The 22,997-nt window shown below is 72.6% G+C and carries 25 protein-coding genes; 9 read left to right on the forward strand and 16 right to left on the reverse strand.

What is annotated here, in order from left to right; all coding sequences use genetic code 11:
• The gene (gene moeB / locus AC1DZC_RS17100) at positions 1-1,110 is read right to left on the reverse strand and encodes a molybdopterin-synthase adenylyltransferase MoeB (RefSeq protein WP_477044105.1); all 1,110 of its coding nucleotides are present in this window, start codon (positions 1,108-1,110) and stop codon (positions 1-3) included.
• 58 nt (positions 1,111-1,168) lie between these two features.
• On the opposite strand from moeB, the gene AC1DZC_RS17105 reads away from it, so the two are divergent.
• A complete protein-coding gene (locus AC1DZC_RS17105) occupies positions 1,169-1,897 on the forward strand; it encodes a glutamine amidotransferase (protein WP_477044106.1) in 729 nt (242 codons plus the stop codon).
• Between the two features lies 1 nt (position 1,898).
• On the opposite strand, the gene AC1DZC_RS17110 is transcribed toward AC1DZC_RS17105, so the two are convergent.
• A complete protein-coding gene (locus AC1DZC_RS17110; RefSeq protein ID WP_477037747.1) occupies positions 1,899-3,059 on the reverse strand; it encodes a pyridoxal phosphate-dependent aminotransferase in 1,161 nt (386 codons plus the stop codon).
• A gap of 79 nt (positions 3,060-3,138) precedes the next feature.
• Between AC1DZC_RS17110 and AC1DZC_RS17115 the strand changes: the two genes are divergently transcribed.
• Positions 3,139-4,065, forward strand: a complete 927-nt coding sequence (locus AC1DZC_RS17115; RefSeq protein ID WP_477044107.1) for an NADP-dependent oxidoreductase — start codon at positions 3,139-3,141, stop codon at positions 4,063-4,065.
• A 44-nt stretch (positions 4,066-4,109) separates the two neighbouring features.
• Here AC1DZC_RS17115 and AC1DZC_RS17120 read toward each other — a convergent pair whose 3' ends face one another.
• Complete coding sequence (locus AC1DZC_RS17120; RefSeq protein WP_477037745.1) at positions 4,110-4,283, reverse strand: YegP family protein; 174 nt, start codon at positions 4,281-4,283, stop codon at positions 4,110-4,112.
• A 96-nt stretch (positions 4,284-4,379) separates the two neighbouring features.
• Here AC1DZC_RS17120 and AC1DZC_RS17125 point away from each other — a divergent pair, with 96 nt between their 5' ends.
• Entirely contained in the window at positions 4,380-5,375 is a 996-nt protein-coding gene (locus AC1DZC_RS17125) for a magnesium and cobalt transport protein CorA (protein ID WP_477037744.1), read from the forward strand.
• Here the strand turns inward: AC1DZC_RS17125 and AC1DZC_RS17130 are convergent.
• On the reverse strand, positions 5,372-5,839 hold the full coding sequence (locus AC1DZC_RS17130) for a low molecular weight protein-tyrosine-phosphatase (protein WP_477044125.1): 468 nt from the start codon (positions 5,837-5,839) through the stop codon (positions 5,372-5,374). The two genes, AC1DZC_RS17125 and AC1DZC_RS17130, sit on opposite strands and share 4 nt — an antisense overlap.
• A 163-nt stretch (positions 5,840-6,002) precedes the next feature.
• Here AC1DZC_RS17130 and AC1DZC_RS17135 point away from each other — a divergent pair, with 163 nt between their 5' ends.
• From AC1DZC_RS17135 to AC1DZC_RS17145, 3 genes are all read left to right on the forward strand, one after another.
• A complete protein-coding gene (locus AC1DZC_RS17135) occupies positions 6,003-6,668 on the forward strand; it encodes a PadR family transcriptional regulator (RefSeq protein WP_477044108.1) in 666 nt (221 codons plus the stop codon).
• A gap of 181 nt (positions 6,669-6,849) precedes the next feature.
• Positions 6,850-7,851 carry an ABC transporter ATP-binding protein gene (locus tag AC1DZC_RS17140; RefSeq protein WP_477044109.1) on the forward strand — a complete coding sequence of 334 codons (1,002 nt, stop codon included), beginning with the start codon at positions 6,850-6,852 and terminating at the stop codon, positions 7,849-7,851.
• Complete coding sequence (locus AC1DZC_RS17145; RefSeq protein ID WP_477044110.1) at positions 7,848-8,633, forward strand: ABC transporter permease; 786 nt, start codon at positions 7,848-7,850, stop codon at positions 8,631-8,633. The genes AC1DZC_RS17140 and AC1DZC_RS17145 overlap by 4 nt, the downstream gene beginning before the upstream one ends.
• Positions 8,634-8,711: 78 nt before the next feature.
• Here AC1DZC_RS17145 and AC1DZC_RS17150 read toward each other — a convergent pair whose 3' ends face one another.
• Both AC1DZC_RS17150 and map read right to left on the reverse strand, forming a co-directional pair.
• On the reverse strand, positions 8,712-10,229 hold the full coding sequence (locus tag AC1DZC_RS17150) for a CoA-acylating methylmalonate-semialdehyde dehydrogenase (protein ID WP_477037740.1): 1,518 nt from the start codon (positions 10,227-10,229) through the stop codon (positions 8,712-8,714).
• A 100-nt stretch (positions 10,230-10,329) separates the two neighbouring features.
• Entirely contained in the window at positions 10,330-11,094 is a 765-nt protein-coding gene (map, locus tag AC1DZC_RS17155; RefSeq protein WP_477037739.1) for a type I methionyl aminopeptidase, read from the reverse strand.
• A gap of 321 nt (positions 11,095-11,415) precedes the next feature.
• Between map and AC1DZC_RS17160 the strand changes: the two genes are divergently transcribed.
• A complete protein-coding gene (locus AC1DZC_RS17160) occupies positions 11,416-11,823 on the forward strand; it encodes a VOC family protein (RefSeq protein ID WP_477037738.1) in 408 nt (135 codons plus the stop codon).
• 50 nt (positions 11,824-11,873) lie between these two features.
• The gene (locus AC1DZC_RS17165) at positions 11,874-12,476 is read left to right on the forward strand and encodes a DUF2510 domain-containing protein (protein WP_477044111.1); all 603 of its coding nucleotides are present in this window, start codon (positions 11,874-11,876) and stop codon (positions 12,474-12,476) included.
• On the opposite strand, the gene AC1DZC_RS17170 is transcribed toward AC1DZC_RS17165, so the two are convergent.
• The 5 genes from AC1DZC_RS17170 to aceA form a co-directional block, all read right to left on the reverse strand.
• Positions 12,440-13,237, reverse strand: a complete 798-nt coding sequence (locus AC1DZC_RS17170) for an SDR family oxidoreductase (RefSeq protein WP_477044112.1) — start codon at positions 13,235-13,237, stop codon at positions 12,440-12,442. The two genes, AC1DZC_RS17165 and AC1DZC_RS17170, sit on opposite strands and share 37 nt — an antisense overlap.
• Before the next feature lie 47 nt (positions 13,238-13,284).
• Entirely contained in the window at positions 13,285-13,836 is a 552-nt protein-coding gene (locus tag AC1DZC_RS17175) for a hypothetical protein (RefSeq protein ID WP_477044113.1), read from the reverse strand.
• Positions 13,833-14,507, reverse strand: a complete 675-nt coding sequence (locus AC1DZC_RS17180; protein WP_477037734.1) for a pyridoxamine 5'-phosphate oxidase family protein — start codon at positions 14,505-14,507, stop codon at positions 13,833-13,835. Before AC1DZC_RS17180 ends, AC1DZC_RS17175 begins: the two co-directional genes overlap by 4 nt.
• 64 nt (positions 14,508-14,571) lie before the next feature.
• Positions 14,572-16,206 carry a malate synthase A gene (gene aceB / locus AC1DZC_RS17185; protein WP_477044114.1) on the reverse strand — a complete coding sequence of 545 codons (1,635 nt, stop codon included), beginning with the start codon at positions 16,204-16,206 and terminating at the stop codon, positions 14,572-14,574.
• A gap of 95 nt (positions 16,207-16,301) precedes the next feature.
• Positions 16,302-17,594 (reverse strand): isocitrate lyase, encoded by a 1,293-nt coding sequence (gene aceA, locus AC1DZC_RS17190; RefSeq protein ID WP_477037732.1) that lies wholly within the window; start codon positions 17,592-17,594, stop codon positions 16,302-16,304.
• 152 nt (positions 17,595-17,746) lie between these two features.
• Here aceA and AC1DZC_RS17195 point away from each other — a divergent pair, with 152 nt between their 5' ends.
• Positions 17,747-19,195 carry a helix-turn-helix domain-containing protein gene (locus tag AC1DZC_RS17195; RefSeq protein ID WP_477037731.1) on the forward strand — a complete coding sequence of 483 codons (1,449 nt, stop codon included), beginning with the start codon at positions 17,747-17,749 and terminating at the stop codon, positions 19,193-19,195.
• Here AC1DZC_RS17195 and AC1DZC_RS17200 read toward each other — a convergent pair.
• The 5 genes from AC1DZC_RS17200 to AC1DZC_RS17220 form a co-directional block, all read right to left on the reverse strand.
• On the reverse strand, positions 19,192-20,754 hold the full coding sequence (locus AC1DZC_RS17200) for an AMP-binding protein (protein ID WP_477044115.1): 1,563 nt from the start codon (positions 20,752-20,754) through the stop codon (positions 19,192-19,194). The two genes, AC1DZC_RS17195 and AC1DZC_RS17200, sit on opposite strands and share 4 nt — an antisense overlap.
• A gap of 95 nt (positions 20,755-20,849) precedes the next feature.
• Positions 20,850-21,278, reverse strand: a complete 429-nt coding sequence (locus tag AC1DZC_RS17205; RefSeq protein ID WP_477044116.1) for a hypothetical protein — start codon at positions 21,276-21,278, stop codon at positions 20,850-20,852.
• Positions 21,279-21,542: 264 nt separating this feature from the next.
• Positions 21,543-21,857 carry a hypothetical protein gene (locus AC1DZC_RS17210; protein WP_477044117.1) on the reverse strand — a complete coding sequence of 105 codons (315 nt, stop codon included), beginning with the start codon at positions 21,855-21,857 and terminating at the stop codon, positions 21,543-21,545.
• A gap of 67 nt (positions 21,858-21,924) precedes the next feature.
• Entirely contained in the window at positions 21,925-22,536 is a 612-nt protein-coding gene (locus AC1DZC_RS17215; protein WP_477044118.1) for a GyrI-like domain-containing protein, read from the reverse strand.
• Between the two features lie 16 nt (positions 22,537-22,552).
• The coding region (locus tag AC1DZC_RS17220) for a hypothetical protein (RefSeq protein WP_477044119.1) at positions 22,553-22,997 on the reverse strand (445 nt) is incomplete at its 5' end.

Here is a 22,997-nt window from a genome sequence, read left to right on the forward strand (position 1 = left end):
TCAGCTGGCTGCGTACCAGGCGAGGATGCCGCCGTCGAGGTTGCTCGCGTCGTACCCGAGCCCGCGCAGCACGCGCGCGGCGGTCAGGGAGCGCCCGCCGACCTGGCACTGCACGACGATCTCCTGGTCGCGCGGCAGGCCGTCCAGCGCCGAGCCGTCGAGCACGCTGCCGAGCGGGATCAGGACCGCCCCGGGGATCGCCCCGGCGGCGAACTCCTCCGGCTCGCGCACGTCGATGAGCAGGAAGTCGTCGGCGCCGGCCTCGCGGGCGGCCAGTCGGGCCACGAGCTCGGGCGCGGTGGTGATCGGGACGTCGTCGGGCATGGTGCTCTCCTTGCGCGGGGGGGCGATGTGCTGCGTGCCGATGAGCGGGACCTCGGACCAGCGGCCGCGCAGCGCGTCGATCACGAGCACGCGGCCGAGCAGCGATTCTCCGGTGCCGGTGACCAGCTTGACCACCTCGGTCGCCATGACGGAGCCGACCTGACCGCACAGCGCGCCGAGCACGCCGGCCTCCGCGCAGGACGGGACCTCGTCGGCGGCGGGCGGTTCGGGGAAGAGGTCGCGCAGCTGCGGGCCGTGGCGCCCCCAGAACACGGTCGTCTGCGCGTCGAACCGCAGCACCGACCCCCAGACCTCGGGGAGCCCGAGCCGCACGCACGCGTCGTTGACCAGGTAGCGGGTGGCGAAGTTGTCCGTGCCGTCGACGACGACGTCGTACCCGCTCAGGATCGCGTCGACGTTCTGGCTGGTCAGCCGCTCGCCGTGCGTCGTCACGACGATGTCCGGGTCGAGCGCCGCGATCGACTCGGCCGCGCTGTCGACCTTCGCCCGGCCCACGTCCGCCGTCCCGTGGATCACCTGACGCTGGAGGTTGCTAACGTCCACGACGTCGTCGTCGACGATCCCGATCGTGCCGACCCCCGCCGCCGCGAGGTACTGCAGGACCGGCGCCCCGAGCCCACCGGCGCCGATCACGCACACCTTCGCGTTCCGCAGCCGTCGCTGTCCGTCGACCCCGAGCTCCGCGAGCAGCAGGTGCCGCGACCCGCGCGCGAGCTGCTCACGGGTCAGGGGCGGCCCGAGGGGGACCAGCGCGGGAAGCGGCACGACGACAAACCTACGTCGTGCGGTCGCGTCCCGGGGCCGCCGCTGGGAGCCTGCGGGGATGAGGCCGTTCGTGCTGCTCGCCACGCGCTCGCAGGACGACGCCGCCGACGGCGAGTACGCGGCGTTCCTGCGGTTCGGCGGGCTGGCCTCGGACGATCTGCTCCGGGTCCGGCTGGAGTCGACCACCATGCCCGACCTCGATCTGGACGGCCTGTCGGGCGTCTTCGTCGGGGGAAGCCCGTTCGACGCGAGTGCGTCGAGCAAGTCCGACGCACAGACCCGGGTCGAGGCCGAGATGTCCGTGCTGCTCGACGAGGTGGTCACTCGGGACTTCCCGTTCCTCGGCGCCTGCTACGGCGTCGGGACGCTCGGCGTGCACCAGGGCGGGGTGATCGACACGACGTACGGCGAGCCGATCGGCGCCGTGCCGATCACCCTCACCGACGAGGGCGTGGCCGACCCGCTGCTCGCCGGGCTCCCACTCCGCTTCGACGCGTACGTCGGGCACAAGGAGGCGTGCCGTGTGCTCCCCAGCACCGCGACGCTCCTCGCCTCGTCGCCCGCGTGCCCGGTGCAGATGTTCCGGGTCCGAACCAACCTCTACGCCACCCAGTTCCACCCCGAGCTCGACGTCGACGGCATCGTCGGGCGCATCCGCACGTACTCCGGGTACGGCTACTTCCCGCCGGCGGAGCTCGAGGAGGTCGTCGCGCGGGTCCGCGCCACGGACGTCTCCGTGCCGCCACGGATCCTCGCGGCGTTCGTCCGGCGCTACGCCCGCGCCTGAGCTAGAGCGTCGCCTGCCAGGCCACGATGCGCTCGATCGCCTCGCCGACCACCTCGACCGACGACGCGAACGACAGCCGGACCCACCGGCGCCCGTCGACGGGGTCGAAGTCGGTGCCCGGAGTCAGGGCCACGCCGGCCTCGTCGAGGAGCCGGGCGCACCACGTGATCGAGTCGAGGCCGCTGGCCGAGATGTCGGCGTAGAGGTAGAACGCCCCGTCGGCCGGGGCGATGCGCGTCCAGCCGAGCTCGGGCAGGCGCTCGAGGAGCAACGCGCGCGACGACGCGTAGCGGGCCACGTTCTCCCGCGCTGCGGCGTAGCCGGACGGGCTGAACGCGGCGACGCCGGCGTGCTGGGCGAGCGCGGGCGGGCAGAGGGCCACGTTGCCGGCGAGCGCTCCCACCGCGGAGACGAGGTCGTCCGGGAGGACGAGCCAGCCCAGGCGCCAGCCCGTCATCGCCCAATACTTGGAGAACGAGTTCACGACGACGGCGCCCTGCGCCAGGTAGGACGCCGCGGTCGGGGGCGTCGAGGAGTCGTAGGTGATGCCGTGGTAGATCTCGTCGCTGATCAGCCGGACGCCGTGCGCGCCGCACCAGTCGGCCAGCGCGGCGAGCTCGGCCGGGTCGATCATCGTGCCGGTCGGGTTGGCGGGAGAGGCGACGACCAGGCCGTCGATCGGCTGCGTCAGGGCTTCCAGCTGCGCGACCGTCGGCTGGTACCGCGTCTCGGGGCCGCAGGGCAGGGTGACGACCTCGCAGCCGAGCGCCGCCAGGATGTTCGCGTACGCCGGGTAGCCGGGCACGCCCAGCGCCACGCGGTCGCCCACGTCGAACGCGGCGAGGAACGCGAGCAGGAAGCCGCCCGACGACCCCGTGGTCACCGCGATCCGGCCGGGTTCGATGTCGACGTCGTACCAGTCGCGGTAGTGCTGGGCGATCGCCGCACGCATGCCCGGTGCGCCGAGGGCTTCGGTGTACCCCAGGTCGCCCGCGGTCAGCAGGTCGATCGCGCGCTGCCGCACGACCTCGGACGCACCCGTCGACGGCTCGCCGGCGCAGAGGTTGAGGATGTTCTCGCCCGCGGCCCGGCGGGCGTTCGCGGCAGCCAGGATCTCCATGACGGCGAACGGCGGGACGTGCGCGCGGGAGGCAACCTTCATGGAGCCATGGTGGCGCACGAGCGACCGACATCACGTCCCCGTCGGAAACACGGGCGCCGTCCACCCCGTTGCCAGAGGTATGCGAGCCATCACCTACTCCCGCTACGGCGACGCCAGCGTGCTCGGTCTCACCGAGCTCCCCACCCCGAAGGTCGGCCCCGACAGCGTCCTGGTGCGCGTGCGCGCCGCCTCGGTCAACCCGGTCGACTGGAAGGTCCGCGCGGGCTACCTGGACCCGATCATGGACGTGACCTTCCCCGCGGTCCCCGGATGGGACGTCGCCGGGGTCGTCGAGCGCGTTGGCCTGGACACCCCGGAGCTGCGGGTCGGCGACGAGGTCTACGGCTACGTCCGCCGCGACTGGGTGCAGGGCGGGACGTTCGCCGAGCTTGTCGCGGCGCCCGTGCGGACCCTCGCGCGCAAGCCGGCCACGCTGACGTTCGAGGAGGCCGCCGCGGTCCCGCTCGCCGGGCTCACGGCGTACCAGGCGATCCGCCGGTCCGGTGTCGCCTCCGGGCAGACCGTGCTCGTGCTGGCCGCCGCGGGCGGGGTCGGCGCGTTCGCGGTGCAGATCGCCCGGTCGCTCGGGGCTCGCGTCATCGGCACCGCGTCCGAGCGCAACCACGAGTACCTGCGCGGCCTGGGTGCCGAGCCGGTCATGTACGGCGAGGGTGTCGTGGAGCGTGTGCGCGCGCTCGCACCGCACGGCGTCGACGTGGTGCTCGACTTCGGCGGCGACGACCTCGTGCCCACCGCCCGGGGCGTGCTGGCCGCCGACGGCGTGGTGGCCTCCGTCGTCGACGCCGCGGCACGCGAGGAGCTCGGCGGCCACTACGTCTGGGTCCGACCGGACCACGACGACCTGGACGCGCTGACGGCACTCATCGATGCCGGCACGGTGAACGTCGAGGTGGCAGAGGTCTTCGAGCTCGCCGACGCCGCGGATGCCCATCGCGCCAGCGAGACGGGCCACGTGCGGGGCAAGATCGTCGTCCGCGTCGCCTGACGCCCGACCGGGCGGCCCGGCCTTCGGGCCGCGGCCGCCCGCGATCAGCTGTTGTCGACGACCGCGGCGTTCGCCGCGTCCGACTGGATGCGGGCGATCGCACCCTGCGCGTTCGCCTTCGTCGTGTAGCCCTCGCTGCTCGCGAGCACGTTGCCGTTCGTCGCGACGAGCCGGAACCGGAACTCGCCGGCCTTGTCCTTCCAGATCTCGAACTTCACGTCAGCCTCCGAGGTAGGACCGCCGGGTTCTGCACGGTCACGTTCAGTCTGGCGCGGGTCCCGGGCCCGCGCGCGGGGAGCCTTAGCCTCGGAACCGTGATCGTGGACTGCGCGCTGTACGCCGGGGGCCGACGCCTGCACCGTCTCGACGACCTGACCGTCGCGATGCGGGAGGCGGAGAAGGAGGACGGCTTCGTCTGGATCGGCCTGCACGACCCGACGCAGGAGGAGTTCGCCGCGCTCGCCGAGGCGTTCGAGCTGCCCGAGCTGGCCATCGAGGACGCCATCGCGTCTCACCAGCGGCCCAAGCTGGACCGTTACGGGTCGCTGACGTTCGCCGTGGTCAAGCCTGTGTTCTACGTCGACCACGTCGAGGTGGTCGAGGTCAGCGAGCTCGCGATCTTCGTCGGCCACCGCTTCGCCATCGTCGTCCGGCACGGCGTCACGACGATCCCCGCGCAGGTGCGCGAGGCGCTCGAGGGCGACCCCGAGATGCTCCAGCACGGTCCCGCGGCGGTGCTGCACGGCATCATGGACAAGGCCGTCGACCAGTACCTCGACGTCACCGCCGCGATCGAGGTCGACCTCGACGAGATCGAGGACCAGGTGTTCGGTGACGACCCGAGCAGCGACCACGCCGAGCGCATCTACAAGCTCAAGCGCGAGGTGCAGCAGTTCCGCAGGGCCGTCGTCCCGCTCGTCGGCCCCCTGACCCGGCTCGCCGACGAGACCGTCCCGAACATCCCGGCATACGCGCGGCCCTACTTCCGCGACGTGCAGGACCACGCGCTGCACGCCGCCGAGCTCGTCGAGGCCGCCGATGCCCTGCTCACCAACGTCATGCAGGCCGACCTGGCGCAGGTGAGCATGGAGCAGAACCGGGTCGGCATCCAGCAGAACTCCGACATGCGCAAGATCTCGTCGTGGGCGGCCATCGCGATCGTCCCGACCGCGGTCGCCGGCATCTACGGCATGAACTTCGACGTGATCCCCGGGTCGGGTGCCCCGTACGGGTTCTACGTCGTCGTCGGGGGGATCGGCGTCATCTGCGTGGCGCTGTACATGGCGTTCCGCCGCAACCGCTGGCTCTAGAGCACGCCGCGCACGTACGCGACGACGCCGTCGGCCGCCGCCTCGACCTGCGCGAGGCAGGCCTCGAAGTCCGCGGCGCCGCCGTACCAGGGGTCGTCGACGTCGAGCGCGTGCTCGGCCCGGCCCACGGGCGCATCCGGGTCGAACGACCGGTACATGCGCACGTCGGCGTCGCCGAGCTGCCGCAGCGCCCGCGCGTGCGCGGACGTCATCGCCAGGACGAGGTCGTGCGACGGCAGGTCCGAGGCGCGCACCCGTCGGGCGTGGTGGCCGTCGGCCGGGTCGTACCCGTGCGCGACGAGCACCGCCCGCGCGCGCCGGTCGATCGGGTTGCCGTGCTCCTCGTCGCTGATCCCCGTCGAGTCGACGACGACGCGGTCGCCCAGGCCCGCCGCGTCGAACCGCTCGCGCAGCACCACCTCGGCCATCGGTGAGCGGCAGATGTTTCCCGTGCAGACGACCATCACGGCGTAGGGCTGAGGCACGCTCGATCGTCGCACGACGTGCCGACACGATTCCTCACATCGCACGGACGTCGTCGCATCTGGGGGTTGAGACGCGACATAGACGCGATATACTCTGAGTCGAGCATTCGGAATCGGACGATACGCGTCGGAGGTGGCGGGCATGGCGGCACGATCGCGGAGCAACCCCCTGGCCCTCGCCGTCCTCGCGCTCCTGTGGGAGCGGCCGATGCACCCGTACGAGATGTCGATGACCCTGCGCGAGCGGCGCAAGGACGAGTCGGTGAAGCTCAACTTCGGCTCGTTGTACTCGGTCGTCGACTCCCTGGTGAAGCACGGGCTGATCGAGGCCGCGTCCACCGAGCGCGACGGCAACCGGCCCACGCGCACCGTCTACCGGCTCACCGACTCCGGCGCGACCGAGGCCATCGACTGGCTCACCGACCTGGTCCGCACGCCCGCCAAGGAGTTCCCGCAGTTCGAGGCCGCGCTCTCGTTCCTGCCCCTGCTGGGTCCCGACGACGTCGTCCGGCTGCTGCGGTTGCGACAGGCGACGCTCGAGCGTTCGCTGAGCACCCTGCGCGCCGGCATCGACGAGTCCGCCGCGATGGGCCTGCCCGCGATCTTCACGCTCGAGAGCGCCTACGAGATCGCCATCCTGACCGCCGAGCACGGCTTCGTCGTGGGGCTCGCGACGAGCATCGCGGACGGCTCGTTCGACGGCGTGCACCTGTGGCGCGAGCTGCACGAACGCACCCTGGCGGGCGGGCGCCTGACCCCCGACGAGCTGGCCGAGGCGCTCGCCTCCTACACGTCCTCGCCGCCCTAGATCTCGCGCTCACCCGAGCGCGAAGAAGGTCGGCCCAGGTGCTGGAACACCCGGGCCGACCACCACGAACCGACCGAGACCCGCAAGGGCACCTGTGCGATCCGCTGCACTCCCAGCATAGGTGGCTCCTCGGTCGGCCCATCCGCCGGTGCAAGAACCGGCTCGACCCGAAGGCAGTCCCATGCCCCAAGACACAGCCGTCGACGCGCTCGACCTGGTCAAGACCTACCCCGGCGGCCGCGGCCGACCGGACGTGCGGGCCCTCGACGGGCTCACTCTCTCCATCCCCGCCGGCACCGTGCACGGGCTGCTCGGCCCCAACGGCGCCGGCAAGTCCACCACCACCAAGGTGCTCACCACGCTCGCCCGGGCCACGTCCGGCACCGCGCGCGTGGCCGGCCACGACGTCGTCCGTGACGCCGCCGCGGTCCGGCGGGCCATCGGCTACGTGTCCCAGGGGACCGGCGCCGACCCTCTGCTCACCCCGCGCGAGAACCTCGTGATGGCCGCGCGGCTTCGCGGGTTGTCGCGGTCGTCGTCGGCCTCCAGGGCCGCAGTCCTCGTCGACCGCTTCGGGCTCGCCGAGTTCGCCGACCGCGGCGCCGGCAAGCTCTCGGGCGGCACGCGCCGCAAGCTCGACGTGGCCCTGGGGCTCGTCGGGACCCCGTCCGTGCTGTTCCTCGACGAGCCCACCACCGGCCTGGACCCCGAGGCCCGCTCCGCGATGTGGGCCGAGATCCGGCGGCTGGCCGGCGAGGACGAGCTGACCGTCGTGCTCACCACGCACTACCTCGAGGAGGCCGACCGGCTGGCCGACGGCCTGACCGTCGTCGACCGCGGGCGGGTCGTGGCCGCCGGGTCGCCGGAGGCGCTCAAGGCGACGCTCGAGGGCGACACCCTGTCCGTCGACCTCGTCGAGCCGGATGCCGCACTCGTGCGGGACGTCGCGTCGTCCGTCGCGCTCCTGCGCGACGTCTCCGTGCACGTCGAGGGGCCCACCGGTCGCCTCGTCGCGCGCACCTCCGACGGGCCCGCCGCCGTGGGCGCCGTCATCGCCGCCCTGCAGGCCGCAGGCATCCGGCACGGCGCCGTCGGCGTCTCCCGTCCCACCCTCGACGACGTCTACCTGGCCTTCGCGGGCCGGTCGTGGACGTCCGCGCCCGAGCTGGAGGTCGCCCGATGAGCACCACCGCGTCCTGGGTCACCCAGACCTCGCAGGTCACCCGCCGCTGGACCGTCGACGGGTTCCGTCAGCCCTGGGGCCTCGGCGTGGCGATCATCCAGCCGGTGATCTGGCTGCTGCTGTTCGGCAACGTGTTCTCGTCGGTCGCGACGGTCCCCGGCTTCGGCTCCGAGGACTACATGACCTTCCTGGTGCCGGGCATCCTCATGATGACCGTCCTGTACTCCGGCGCCTGGGCGGGCACCGGCTTCATCGACGACATCCGCTCCGGCGTCATGGATCGCATGCTCACCTCGCCGGTGCACCGCTCGTCGCTCGTGGCCGGTCAGCTGGTGCAGCAGCTGATGATCTGCTTCGTGCAGGGGCTGTGCGTGCTCGGGATCGGCTTCCTGGCCGGCGCGTCCTACGACGGCGGGGTGCTCGGTCTCCTCGTCGCGCTCGGCGCGTCGATCCTGCTCGCCGCCGCGTTCTGCTCGCTCTCGGCGGCGGTCGCGCTGCTCGCCCGCGACCAGACCGCCCTCATCGGCATCTCGACGATCATCGTGCTGCCGGCGACGTTCCTGTCGACGGCCCTGATGCCCGCGTCGCTGCTGCCGTCCTGGGTCGAGACGGTCTCCCAGCTCAACCCCCTGACCTGGGCCGTCGAGATCGCCCGCACCGCGATGTCCCCGGCGGTGGACTGGTCCGTCGTCGGAACCCGCGCCCTGTGGCTCGCGGCCCTCGCGGCCGTGGTCGCCTGGTGGTCGGTCCGCGCCATGCGTACCTACCAGCGCTCGCTGTAGGGCCGGACGCCTGCACCGACAGCAACGTCCGCACTCGTGGAGGTCAGAGGCCCCACGAGTGCGGACGTTGCGGGTGGTTCAGTGGCTCGTCGTGCGGCCGAAGTGGAACTTGGCCGTGGCAGGGGAGCTGGGCCAGCGGCTGGTGACCACCTTGTTGCGCGTGTAGAAGCGGACCGCCTCAGGGCCGTAGATGTGGCTCTCCCCGAACAGCGAGTCCTTCCACCCGCCGAACGAGTGCCAGCCGACGGGCACGGGGATGGGCACGTTGATGCCGATCATGCCCACGTGCACGGCCCGCTGGAACGTGCGCGCGGCGTCGCCCGAGGACGTGAAGATCGCGGTGCCGTTGCCGTACGGGTTGGCGTTGACCAGGGCGATCGCCTCGTCCAGGTCGGCCACCCGGAGCACGACCAGCACCGGCCCGAAGATCTCCTCGGCGTACGCGCGCATGTCGGTGGTGACACGGTCGAGCACCGTGGGGCCGACGAAGTAGCCGCCCTCGAACCCGTCGACCGTGTGCCCGCGACCGTCCACCAGCGCCCGGGCACCCGTGGAGACCGCGTCCGTGACGATCTCCTCGATCCGCAGCTGCGCGGCCTTGGTGATCACGGGACCCATGTCGCTGTTCGGGTCGTTGCCCGGCGCGACGCGGACCTTCTCCGCGGCCGCCTTCAGCCGCTCCAGCAGCGCGTCGGCCACGTCGTCGACGACCAGCGCCACCGAGATCGCCATGCATCGCTCGCCGGCGGCGCCGAACGCCGCACCGGTCAGGTGCGTCGCGGCGAGGTCCAGGTCGGCGTCGGCCAGGACGACCGCGTGGTTCTTGGCGCCGCCCAGGGCCTGCACGCGCTTTCGATGAGCGGTCGCCGTCGCATAGACGTGCTGCGCGATCGGGGTCGAGCCGACGAACGAGACCGCCGAGACGTCCGGGTGCGTGAGCAGCCCGTCGACGGCCACGCGGTCTCCCTGCAGCACGGAGAAGACCCCGTCGGGAAGCCCGGCGGCCTTCCACAGGCGAGCCAGCAGGAGGGACGAACTCGGGTCGCGCTCCGACGGCTTGAGCACGAACGCGTTGCCGGTCGCGATGGCCATGGGCGACATCCACAGCGGGACCATCGCGGGGAAGTTGAACGGCGTGATGCCCGCGACGACGCCGAGCGGCTCCCGGAACGAGAACACGTCGACGCCCGTCGCGGCCTGGTCGGTGTACTCGCCCTTGAGCAGCTGTGGGATGCCGCACGCGTACTCCACGACCTCGAGCCCGCGACCCACCTCGCCGAGCGAGTCGGCGATGACCTTGCCGTGCTCGGCGGTGATCGTCGCGGCGAGCTCGTCGGTGTGCGCGACGAGCTGCTCCCGGAACGCGAACAGCACGCCGGCCCGCTTGCCGATGGGCTCCTGCGCCCAGGCAGCCGACGCCGCGAGCGCCCCGGCGACGACCGCGTCGACCTCGGCCTGGTCGGCCAGCAGGACGCGACCCGACACCTCCCCCGTCGCGGGGTTGTGGACGTCCTGGGTCCGGGAGCCGTCGGGCGTCGTCACCTGCCCCCCGACGACGTGACCGATGAGAGGTGCGGTATCGACGAGCGCGGACATGACAGCCTCTTTCGTGCTGATGGCGACGGGGTACGCCGGACCGATCCAATCTATCCCCGCGCTGCAAGCGACCCGCCGCCGCGGCGTCCGGGGCGGGTGGTCAGTCGCGGGCGGTGAGGACCAGCGGGCCGTCCGGGGTGATGGCGACCGTGTGCTCGGCGTGGGCGGCCACGGAGCCGTCGGCGGTGCGGATGGTCCAGCCGTCGGGGTCGATCGTGTAGTCGTCGCCACCCGCCATGAACCACGGCTCGATCGCGATGACCAGGCCGGTCTTGAGCTTCTGCCCCGTGCCCGGGCGGCCGAGGTTGGGCACGTGCGGGTCCTCGTGCATGGTGCGCCCGACGCCGTGACCGCCGAAGTCCGCGTTGATCCCGTAGCCGCCGGCCCGCCCGATGGTCCCGATCGCCGACGACACGTCGCCCATCCGCGCGCCGTTGCGGGCCTTGGCGATGCCCGCGGCCAGGGCACGCTCGGTCGTCTCGATGAGCGCGGTCACCGACGGGTCCTGCGTGCCGATCTGGAACGTGAGCGCCGAGTCGGCCACCCACCCCTGCAGCTGCGCGGCGAAGTCGATGGACAGGACGTCGCCGTCGGCGAGCACGTAGTCCGACGGCAGCCCGTGCAGCGCGGCGTCGTTGACGGAGGTGCACAGGACGCCCGGGTAGGGCATCGCGCCGAACGAGGGGTGGTAGCCCAGGTAGACCGAGTGCGCGCCGGCGGCGTCGATCATCTGGTGTGCGTGCGTGTCGAGCTGCTTGAGGGTCATCCCCTCGCGGGCGACGTCACGCAGGGAGGACAGGACGCCGGCGACGAAGCGGCCGGCGGGACGCATGGCGTCGATCTGAGCGGGGTTCTTGAGGGCCACGGCCCCACACTGCCACGGGCAGGCAACAGCCCGTGGGCCGGACCCCATCGAGGGGCCCTGCCGCGAGGGACGAGTTCGCGGCTCCCACGGGCTGCGGTGACTGCCATGGATTCGCTCGCCGACCGGTGGTCTGCGGGCGGATGCAATCCGTCCGAAAAACTGCTGCCGGGCGACTAGCCGGCAGTCACCTCACGCGTCCTCAGAGAAATCATGTCTTGGACCACCTCCTTCCCGTGTGACACGAACGTACGTCCGGTTGCCCGGGACTGCCAAGGGTTTTCTCCGGTGGCGAACCGCGGACGCCGTGGGAACCCTGGAGCGATGAGCACTCCACCGACCGCACCCTGGAACGACCACGCGGGCCGCCGGTTCTCGCTCTCGGCGACCGTCCTCGAGTCGCAGGACGCCAACGCGCTCGCGGACTTCTACCACCGGCTCCTCGGCTGGCCCGTGATCGCCGACGAGCCCGGTTGGGTCATGCTCCGCCCGCCCGGCGGCGGCAGCGGCCTCTCGTTCAGCTCGGACGAGGCGTACCGCCCGCCCGTCTGGCCGGCCACCGTCGACCACAACCAGATGCAGCTGCACCTGGACATCCGGGTCGACGACCTTGCGGCAGGGGTCGAGCACGCCCTCGCCACGGGCGCTCGCCTCGCCGCGTTCCAGCCGCAGGACGACGTCCGGGTCCTGCTCGACCCCGCCGGCCACCCGTTCTGCTTCTTCGAGAACTAGTACCCCGAAGCAACGATCAAGCGGCGGCGCGCGCGTGCCGATGCACGGGCGTGAAGTACCCGACGACCGCACCGCAGCCCCCGGGCTGGTACCTCGACCCGAATGACCGGAACCAGCAGCGATGGTTCGACGGCGCCGGCTGGTCGCACCACGTGCGGGCCACGACGGACGAGATCTCGCCGGTCGTGCGCGACGACGGCCGGACCGCGGGGCCCCAGCGTCGACCCGGCCGCAAGCGCACGGTGGCCGCGGTCCCGGCCGGGCTGGCGGTCGTCGTCATCGCCCTCAAGCTCGCCCTGCTCGTCACGAACCTGATCGACGACGCGCACCCGCACGCCGACGCACCTGCGGTCGTGCAGCAGCCCGTGCCCCCGGCCGCCGGCGAGCAGGCGCCGGCGCCCGCCGTCCAGGCGCCCGCCGTCCCCTTCCGGCGCGCCGAGCTCGAGCAGGAGATCGTGGCCGGGCTCGTCGCCGGCCTGGGCCCGACCGTCACGGCCACGTGCCCGGACACCGCGACCGTCATCGCGGGGATGGAGTTCCTCTGCACGGTGACCGCGGACGGCACCTGGGGCAGCGCGGACGTCGTCGTCGGCCCGGCGGGCACCTGGACCTGGACCTACCTGCCGGAGGCGTCCAGCATCCCGCCGCGCTGAAGCCACTCCGCGAACGTGATCCGGCCGGTCGAGTGGTCGGGCGCGAGGTGGCCGCCGTCGCGGTAGAGCTTGAGGGGTCCGACTGCGGGGATGTGCCAGATACGGGCACGGCGGCCCGTCACCGCCAGGTAGGTGCGCATCAGCTCGTCGACGGTGAGCACCTGCGGTCCACCCAGGTCGTCCACGCGACCCGCGGGTTCCGACGAGGCCAGCGCGGCGAGCCGCAGCGCCACCTCGCGCACGTCGACCGGCTGGTCGCTGATGCCGCGCGGCACCAGCGCGACGGGTCCCTGGGTCAGGGCGCCAAGCAGGAAGGCCACGAAGTCGTGGAACTGCGTGGCGCGCAGGATGGTCCACGGAAGGCCGCTGTCCTCGACGATCTCCTCGACCCGCAGCTTCGCCTGGTAGTAGGCGGTCGGGACGGCGTCGATGCCGACGATCGAGATGTAGACCAGGTGCGGCAGGCGCGCGGCGCGGCCGGCGAGCATCAGCTGGACGGCGGCGTCGAGGTCCTCCTCGGGCTTGCGCGGGTTGCTCGCGCAGTGGACGACCGCGGACACCCCGTCGAGCGCCTCGAGCAGGCCGTCACCGGTCAGCAGGTCGCCGACGACCCACTCGACCTCGTCGGGAACCGCGGGCGACCGCTCCTGGCGGCTGAGCACGCGGACCGCGCGTCCCGCGTCGAGGAGCGTGTGCACCAGGGCACGTCCGAGGGTCCCGGTCCCGCCGGTGACCAGCACCGGTCGATCGTCGTCGGTCATGCCTCGATCCTGGCCGATCCCGCGGGGCCGCCGCGAGGCCGGACGGGTCACACCGGCCGCGCCGCCCAGATGCTCTCGGCGAGCGCGGGGACCTTGGGCTTCGGCACCGTGACGGCGACGTCCTGGGGCTCGCCGTCGGTGAGCGTGATGCGCAGGCCGGTGGTGGTGCGCTTCTGCCAGGTCCGGACGTCGGCGGCGCTGGTGACTCCGGCGATCCGAGACCACGGGTAGGCGAAGACCTTGGTCTCGGCCGACTTGCCGGACCAGACCGAGATCCCGCGGGGTCCGTACACGAGGGTCGCCGCGACGCCGTTGGTGGTCCGCTCGCCGGCCGCCTTCAGGAGCGGCTCCTGCGTGGGTCCGGTCACGCACGGGAGGAACGTCGAGCCGGGGTGCGACTTCTCCAGCGCGGCCGAGCGCTTCCGGTTGGCGCGCTCGATGCTCCGGTTCGTCATGAACAAGGCAGCCGGGACGACGACGAACGTGATGACGACCAGTCCGGCGGCCGCGACGTTGCCCGTGGGCAGGATCAGGGCGAGCGAGATCGCGAGCAGGACGACGTCGATCGCGATCAGGACGAGCCAGCTGCGCTTGGTCACACGCGGACGGTACCCGAGTCGATCGCGTCGTAAGGAAACTTCGCGGCGGCCGCCTGGACGGAGGGCGGGACCGGGACGTCGGTGGACGGTTCCGGCACGCCCGCCACCAGAGCCAGGGGGAGCACGCCGGCCCACACCGCGCGGTCCTCGCCGTCGTCGGGCTCCTGCGAGGCGCCGTACGCCCGCACCTTCACGCTCGCGCGGTCCAGCCCGATGCGCAGGATCGAGGTGGCCGCGAGCTCCTTACGGGTCGAGGGACGGACCTCGTCCCACCGGCCCGGCATGAGGTGCTCGGAGACGACGAGCAGCGCGGCCTCCTTCTCGTCGGCCGGCACGGCGACCGCACGGCCGTGGACGACGACGCTGCGGTAGTTGGCCGAGCTGTCGAACACCGACCGCGCGAACACCAGGCCGTCGACGTGCGTCACCCCGACGGACACGTCGATGCCCTCGGGGGACAGGAACAGCCCGCCGCCGGTCGACCCGTGCAGGAGCAGCGTCTCGCCGTCGCGCGCGTAGAGGAACGGGATCACGACCGGCCGCCCGTCCCGCACGAACGCGACGTGCGCGACCAGCCCGGCGTCGAGGATCGCGTGCAGCTCCTCGCGCTCCGTGCGCTGACGCTCGGGCAGGCGGCGGATGCGGGTCTGCTCGTCGATCGGGAGAGTCATGCGCCGAGGCTACTGACCGCCAGGACGCGGCCCGCCGGGATGTCCGACGGACCGCGCCCCAGGATCACGGACGCTCGACGAGGAACTGCGTGTACGCGGGGACCGTGAGGAACGTCGGGAAGTCCTCCGCGAGCGCGACCTGCGCGAACAGGTCGGCCGCGTCGTCGTACCGGTCCTGCGGGGTGCGCGGCAGCTCGGACAGGACCGCGAGCAGGACCGCGCGGACGCGGTCGGCGTCGATGCGGGTGCCCTCGGCCGTGACGATCTCCTGGTGCACCCACTGCCACACCTGCGAGCGCGAGATCTCCGCCGTCGCCGCGTCCTCCATGAGGTGGTCGATGGCGACCGCGCCGCTGCCGCGCAGCCAGGCCTCGAGATACCGGACGGCCACCGAGACGTTCGCGCGCAGGCCCGCATCCGTGACGGCACCCGGCTCGCCGCCGCCGGCCGAGGCGATGTCGAGCAGCTGCGCCGCGGTGACCCGGACGTCCGACCGCAGCACGTCGCGCTGGTCGACGCGGTCGCCGAGGGCCTCGTCGAACACCGCCCGAGCGACCGGGACGAGGTCGGGATGGGCCACCCAGGTCCCGTCGTACCCCTGGCCCGCCTCCCGCTGCTTGTCCGCGGTGACCTGGGCGAGCGCCAGCGACGTGACCTCCGGGTCCCGACGGTCCGGGATGAACGCGCTCATCCCGCCGATCGCCTGCGCGCCGCGCTTGTGGCAGGTCGCGACGAGCAGCTCGGTGTACGCCTTCATGAACGGGACGGTCATGGTCACCGCCGACCGGTCGGGCAGGACGAAGCGCGGACCGCGGGCGCGGAAGTTCTTGATGACGCTGAAGATGTAGTCCCAGCGCCCCGCGTTGAGGCCGGCGCAGTGGTCGCGCAGCTCGTAGAGGATCTCCTCCATCTCGAACGCCGCGGTGATGGTCTCGATCAGGACGGTCGCGCGGATCGAGCCGTACCGCAGGCCCAGGTAGGCCTCCGTGTAGCGGAACACCTCGTCCCACAGGCGCGCCTCCAGGTGCCCCTCCAGCTTGGGCAGGTAGAGGTACGGCCCGCGGCCCGAGTCGATCAGCGCCTGCGCGTTGTGGAAGAGGTACAGCCCGGCATCGACCAGGCTCGCCGACGTGGCACCGGTCTGGCCCGTGCGGTCCGTGAAGTCGAGGTGCTTCTCGGTCAGGTGCCAGCCGCGCGGTCGCATGACGATGGTCGGCGTCGTCGGCCCGACGCGGTACTCCTTGCCCTCGGGGCTGGTGAAGTCGATCCGGCCGCGGATGGCGTCCATGAGGTTCTTCTGGCCGCCGACGATGTTGGTCCACGTCGGGCTGGTGGCGTCCTCCAGGTCCGCCAGCCACACCTTCGCGCCCGAGTTCAGGGCGTTGACCGTCATCTTGCGGTCGGTCGGGCCGGTGATCTCGACGCGTCGGTCCTCCAGGCCGGGCCCGGGGCCGGCGACGCGCCAGGACGGGTCGGCCCGGATGTGCGCGGTGAGCGGCAGGAAGTCCGGGTCGGCGCCGTTGGAGAAGCGCACCCGGCGGTTCTGGCGGCCCAGCAGCAGGTCGTGCCGCCGGCCCGCGAAGTGGGCGTGCAGGTCCGTGAGGAAGTCGAGCGCCTCGACGGTGAGGACCTCGTCGGTGCCGGGCACCGCCGGTCCGGTCGGTGTGGTCTGGGGTCGGAACAGCGCGGTCATGGTCATGGGAGTCCTCCAGGGTGGGTGTCGACGGCGCCCGGTACCGGCGACGGCGCCCCGTGCAGCGGGCGCCGCCGCCGGGCAGGGGCGCCGTCGGCTGGTCAGTGGGTGAACTGGGCTGTCTCGGTGGAGCCGGCGAGCGCGAGGGTGGCGCTGCTCGGGGAGATCGCGGTGGCGACACGGTCGAAGTAGCCGGTACCGACCTCGCGCTGGTGGCGCGTGGCCGTGTAGCCGTCCGTCTCGGAGGCGATCTCGGCCTCCTGGAGCTCGACGTACGCGCTCATGCCCCGGGCGGCGTAGCCGTGGGCGAGGTCGAACATCGAGTGGTTGAGGGCGTGGAAGCCGGCCAGGGTGATGAACTGGAACACGTACCCGTGACCGGCCAGCTCCCGCTGGAACCGGGCGATCTGCGCGTCGTCCAGCTGCGAGCGCCAGTGGAACGACGGCGAGCAGTTGTAGGCGAGGAGCTTGCCGGGGAACCGGTCGTGCAGACGCTCCGCGAACTCGATGGCCAGCTTGACGTCGGGCGTCGAGGTCTCCACCCAGAGCAGGTCGGCGTGCGGTGCGTACGCCTCGGCCCGGGCCACGACGGGGTCCAGCCCGTTCCGCACCCGGTAGTAGCCCTCGACGGTCCGCTCCCCGGTGAGGAACTGCTCGTCGCGGGGGTCCACATCCGAGGTCAGCAGGTCAGCGCCCAGCGCGTCGGTCCGGGCGACGACGATCGTCGGCACCCCGGCGACGTCCGCGGCGAGCCGCGCCGCCGACAGGGTCCGCACGTGCTGCGACGTGGGGACGAGCACCTTGCCGCCCAGGTGACCGCACTTCTTCTCGGCGGCCAGCTGGTCCTCCCAGTGCACGCCGGCCGCGCCCGCCGCGATCATCGCGTGCATGAGCTCGTAGGCGTTGAGCGGTCCCCCGAAGCCCGCCTCGGCGTCGGCGATGATCGGCGCCAGCCACTCGCGGGTCCGGCGGCCGTTCTCGGCGAAGTCGATCTGGTCGGCCCGCAGGAGCGCGTTGTTGATCCGGCGGACGACGGTCGGCACCGAGCTGACCGGGTACAGCGACTGGTCCGGGTAGGTCTGGCCGGCCTGGTTGGCGTCGGCGGCCACCTGCCAGCCCGAGAGGTAGATGGCCTCGAGCCCGGCACGGACCTGCTGGACGGCCTGGTTCCCGGTGAGCGCGCCGAGCGCCGGCAGCAGCGTTCGGGAGTGCAGGAGCTGCCACAGCCGCTCGGCCCCGCGCCGGGCGAGCGTGCTCTCCTCGCGGACCGACCCGCGCAGCGCCACGACGTCCTGCGCAGTGTGGACCCGCTCGATGCCCGCCCAGCGGGGGTCGAGGGCCCAGCTCGCCTCGAGCTCGCTCGCGGTCTGCGTCTGGTCGCCGGTGGTGCTCATCGTGATCCTCCATCTTTTGGTGGTTCTTCTCGGCGGTTCTGCCTGACCTCTACGTTCGCGTGACCCGAGCGGTTCTTTCCCCGCACGGAGGCCAGAAGATCGGCCGTTCTTCTCCTGGACAGAAGGGTTGGGGGTGGGAGACCGTGGACGGCATGACGACGACGGCCAACGGCGGCCTCGACACGCTCGTGCTGGGACGACGGATCCGGCACCTGCGGACGAGCCGGAACATGACGCTCGACGACCTCGGCACGGCGATCGGCCGGGCGCCGAGCCAGGTGTCGATGCTCGAGAACGGGCACCGCGAGCCCAAGCTCTCGCTGCTGGCGCAGGTGGCCGAGGCGCTCGACGTCCCGCTCGCCGAGCTCCTGCGCACCGACCCGCCCACGCGACGCGCGGCCCTGGAGGTCGAGCTCGAGCGGGCGCAGCGCGGGCCGCTGTTCGCGTCGCTCAACGTCCCCACCGTCAAGGTCGGCCGCACGCTGCCCGCCGACGCGCTCGAGGCGCTGGTCCGGCTGCAGGCCGAGGTGCAGCGGCTGCTCACCGAGAACGCGGCGACGCCGGAGGAGGCAAGACGCGCCAACGCCGAGCTGCGGGCGCGGATGCGCGCGCAGGACAACTACTTCCCGGAGCTCGAGGTCCACGCGCGCCGCCTGCTCGCCGCGATCGACCACCCCGGCGGACCCCTCTCGCAGCGGGCGACCGCCGACATCGCCGCGCACCTCGGGTTCGGGCTGCACTACGTCGCCGACCTGCCGCACTCGACGCGCACCGTGACCGACCTGGCCCACCGCCGCATCTACCTCCCGCAGGGCAACCCCGGCACGAGCGATGCGCGCTCGCCATTGCTGCAGGCCATCGCCAGCCACGTGCTCGGCCACGCCGAGCCGAAGGACTACGGCGACTTCCTGCGACAGCGCGTCGAGGCCAACTACCTGGCCGCCGCCCTGATGCTCCCCGAGGAGGGCGCCGCGGCGTTCCTGCAGGAGGCCAAGGCCGAGCGCCGGCTGTCGGTGGAGGACCTGCGCGACGCGTTCGCGGTGCCCTACGAGACGGCGGCCCACCGGTTCACCAACCTGGCGACGCGGCACCTGGGCATCCCGGTGCACTTCATGAAGGTCCACGAGGGCGGCACCCTGCACAAGGCCTACGAGAACGACGGCGTGGTGTTCCCGTCGGACGCGCTGGGGGCCATCGAGGGCCAGCCGGTGTGCCGGCAGTGGACCGCCCGCGTCGTCTTCACGCTGGCCGACCGGTTCTCGCCGTACTACCAGTACACCGACACGTCGTCGGGAACGTACTGGTGCACGTCCCGCGTCCAGCCCTCGTCGCAGGGGGTCTTCTCCGTCAGCGTGGGCGTGCCGTTCGCGCACGTCCGCTGGTTCCGCGGCCGCGAGACCACCGAGCGTTCCGCCTCGCGCTGCCCGGACCCGATGTGCTGCCGGCAGCCCCCGGCCGAGCTCGCCGACCGCTGGTCCGACAAGGCCTGGCCCAGCGCGCGCCCGCACGCCTCCCTGCTCGCCGCCCTGCCCGTCGGCGTGTTCCCCGGCGTGGACACCACGGAGGTCTACCGGTTCCTGGACCGGCACGCACCGTCCTAGGCGCGCAGGTCCTTGCGGAGGATCTTTCCCGACGAGGACTTCGGGATGGCGTCGACGAAGGCGACCTGCCGGATCTTCTTGTGCGGCGCGACGCGCTCGGCCACCCAGGCCATGAGCTGGTCGGGGTCGAGGTCGCCCGCCTTCACGACGAAGGCCTTCGGCGTCTCCTGGCCATCGGCGTCGGCCACCCCGATCACCGCCGCGTCCTGCACGTCCGGGTGGGTGAGCAGCAGCGCCTCGAGCTCGGCCGGCGGGACCTGGTAGCCGTGGTACTTGATCAGCTCCTTGAGCCGGTCGACCACGTAGAACGACCCGCTCGCGTCGACGGTCACGATGTCGCCGGTGTGCAGGAAGCCCTCGTCGTCCAGCGTCTCGGCCGTCGCGGCGTCGTCGCCGAGGTACCCGACCATCACGTTGGGCCCCTGGCACCAGAGCTCGCCCGGCTCGCTCCGGCCCTCGGCGGGGACGTCGATGTCGTGGCCGTCTGACGGGTCGACGACGCGGGCGACCATGTTCGGCACGAGCAGGCCGATCGACCCTCGGGGCAGGTCGTCACGGTCGGCCGGGACCGCGTGCGACACCGGGCTCATCTCGGTCATCCCGTAGCCCTGGACCATCCGGCAGGCCAGGCGTGCCGCCACCGCGTCCGCGAGCGCGCCGTCCAGGGGTGCGGCCCCGGACAGGATCGTGTGCACGCTGGACAGGTCGTGCTCGTCGACCAGCGGGTGCCGGGCGAGCGCCAGCGCGATCGGCGGAGCGACGAACAGATAGGTGCAGCGCTGGGCGGCGATCGTGCCGAGGAACTGCGCGAGGTCGAACCGGGGCAGCGTGACCAGCCGGGCGCGCTGCCGCAGCGAGAGGTTCAGCAGCACGGTCATGCCGTAGATGTGGAAGAACGGCAGGACCGCGGCGACCACGTCGTCGGGCGTCAGCCGGATCAGCCGCCGCGACTGGGCGACGTTCGCGACGAGATTCCGGTGCGTGAGCATCACGCCCTTGGCCAGCCCGGTGGTCCCCGACGAGTACGGCAGGACGGCCAGGTGGGTGGCGGGATCGATCGTGACGTCGGGCGCCTCGCGGCCTTCCGCGAGCAGGTCCGCGAACGAGGTGAACCCGTCGGCACCGTCGGCGACCACGATCCGGTCGGCCGCCACGCCCGCGGCCCGTGCACCCGCCAGCATCGGCTCCTGGAGCACCGACACCGTCACGACGAAGGCCGCGTGCGAGTCGGCCAGCTGCCGCCGGATGTCGTCGGCGGTGTAGAGCGAGTTCACCGTGGTGACCGTCGCTCCGGACCGGAGGATCCCGTGGAACAGAGCGACGAACGCCGCCGAGTTCGGGGCGTGCAGCGCGACCACGTCGCCGGGTCCCACGCCCCGGGCGGCCAGGGCACCGGCGACGAGCAGCACCTGCTCGACGAGGTCGCCGTACGTGACCACCCGTTCCCCGTCGACGACGGCGACGGCGCGCAGCTCGTCGGGGGTCAGGGACCCCAGCACGTAGTCGAAGACCGACTGGTCGGGGATCTCCACGTCGGGGTAGGGACTGACGATCGCCACCAGCAGCTCCTCGCACCGGGGCGCGCACGCCGGTGTGCGCAGCCGCCCTCCGGACGCTACCCGTCACTGTCCTTGGGGGCCTGGCGGCCCGGTCCTCAGCTGGCGTAGAGCGAGACGCCGCCCGCACCGGTGGCGACGTCGCGCGACACGCTCACGTAGACGTGCACGCCCTCGACGACGCCCTCCGCCGAGCACGTCGACAGGTCCCGGTCCATCGCGTCCTGGTTCGCGCAGTCGCCCTCGATGGCCATCGAGAAGCGCGCGTCGTCGAGCCAGCGCCGCAGCTGGGCGGTCGTGACGGCGGAGGCGAACATCCAGCCGACCTGGACCGAGGGGCACGGGACGTCGCTCAGGCACGGGAAGCGCCGCGGCTCGACGGTCCGCAGGCTCTCGGTGGACCCGGTCGGCTGGAACCGGTCCGCGACGTCCGCCACGTGCCCGGCCGGGAACGGGACGGCAGGGACGGCGAGGAGCGCGACCACCGCCACGCCCGCGCCGAGGATCCACCCGTGTCGTCGTCTCACACCATCACCCGCAGCCCCCTGTCGGTGGACGGCCCAGAGCCGTCCGGACGAGCCAACCAGGTGCGCGCCGCGGGCACATCGACCACGGGCGCCGGGTCACCCGATCGGCGAGCGATCTCCACCGTCCGGGTGTCGTCGCAGGTCAGGGCATGCGCTTTCCCTCGCGCGGGGCCTCCACGACCGCGCGGGCAGGCGGCCGACACCGCAGGTCGGCGACGCCATGAGGCGCCTGACCGAGGAGCACGTGGCCCGGGTCGGGCGGGCCTAGAGCGTCGTCGCGACGACGGTCGCGTTCCCGCAGGCACCGCAGTACGGGTCGTCCTGCGCCAGGTGGTAGCGGGGGCAGGTCGGGTTCGTGCAGGTGCGCGTCTCGTCGCCGGGCGCACGCGGTGCGGGCTCGTGCCGCTTGAGCGGCATCGGCGTCGTGTAGAACGGCCCGATCGGTCCCTGCCCGGCAGGGCCGGCGCGCAGGACGGACCAGGCCGTCGGCCGGCCGCACAGCGCGCACGTCTTCGTCGTCTGCACCTTGCCGCGCGCCGAGCAGGCCGGGTTGGTGCACCTCAGGGCGACGTTGGCCATGGCGTTCCCGTCCTCCGGTCGATCTCCGCGTCCGGTGTCGACTATGCCAGGTCGACCAGGACCGGTCTCACGCCGGCGCGACCGGTTGCCGCAGGATGGTCCGCTGCTTCTCGGGGGCGGTCCGGCGCGAGTCGGTGAGGTAGATCTCGTGGTGCTTCCCGGTGAGGCGGAGCCCGTTCGACGGGACGAACTCGTCGTGCAGCTGTGCCAGCACGACCGCCTCGTCGTCGAACGACCCGACGTGGAGCGTCTGCACGCACCGGCCCTCGGACAGGGGCTCCAGCCGGACGTCGTGGACCCGGGCCTTGGCGCTCGCCTTGTCGACCGAGGCCGCGACCAGGTCGCCGCCGATCCACTCCGGCACCAGGAGCATGAGCGTCCAGTCCCACCGCGACTTGTCGCGCGCAGCCGTGAACGACGCCATGTCCCGTGCCCACCACAGGCCCTCCAGCGGCGGGACGACGTAGTCGCGCCCGAGCTCGCGCTTGCTGGCGAACTTCAGCGTGTACGCGACCGGGTAGAGCGCCTCGACGGCGGCCGCGAAGGCGGGGGAGGTGTTCGGGTCCCCGTGCCCGTCGACCATGAGGTACCGCACGTCGGGCACGTCGAGGATCCGGAAGCGGCCGCGCTGGGCGCGGTACGCGTCGAGGTCCTTCCTGACGTCGAGCTTGTCGGTCATGCCCTCAGCGTGGCGCTCAGGCGGTCCGGCGGCGCGCCCGGACGGCGAGCACGATCCCGACACCGGAACCGACGACGAGCAGACCGAGCAGCCACCACAGCCACGCCGGTGTCCCGGCGTCGTCGGCCTCGGCCTCGGCGTCGGCCGTCGGGGAGGGCGACGGCGACGGTGCGACCGTCTCCGTCTCCGTCGGTGTCGGTGTCGGCTCCGTGGTCGGCGTCGGCTCGGGTTCCACGGTCGGCACCGGCTCGGGTTCCACAGTCGGCTCGACGGTCGGCACCGGCGCGGGCTCCTGCGTCGGGACCGGCGGCACCGGCTCCACCGTCGGCTCGACGGTGGGCTCCACCGTCGGCTCGACGGTCGGCTCGACGGTCGGCTCGACGGTCGGCGTCGGTCGCGGGGGCACCGTCGGCGTGGGACGCGCCGGGAGCGTGAACGTCGGCGTCGGCAGCGTCCGGGTC

This window comes from Cellulomonas sp. P2_B4, from assembly GCF_056404795.1.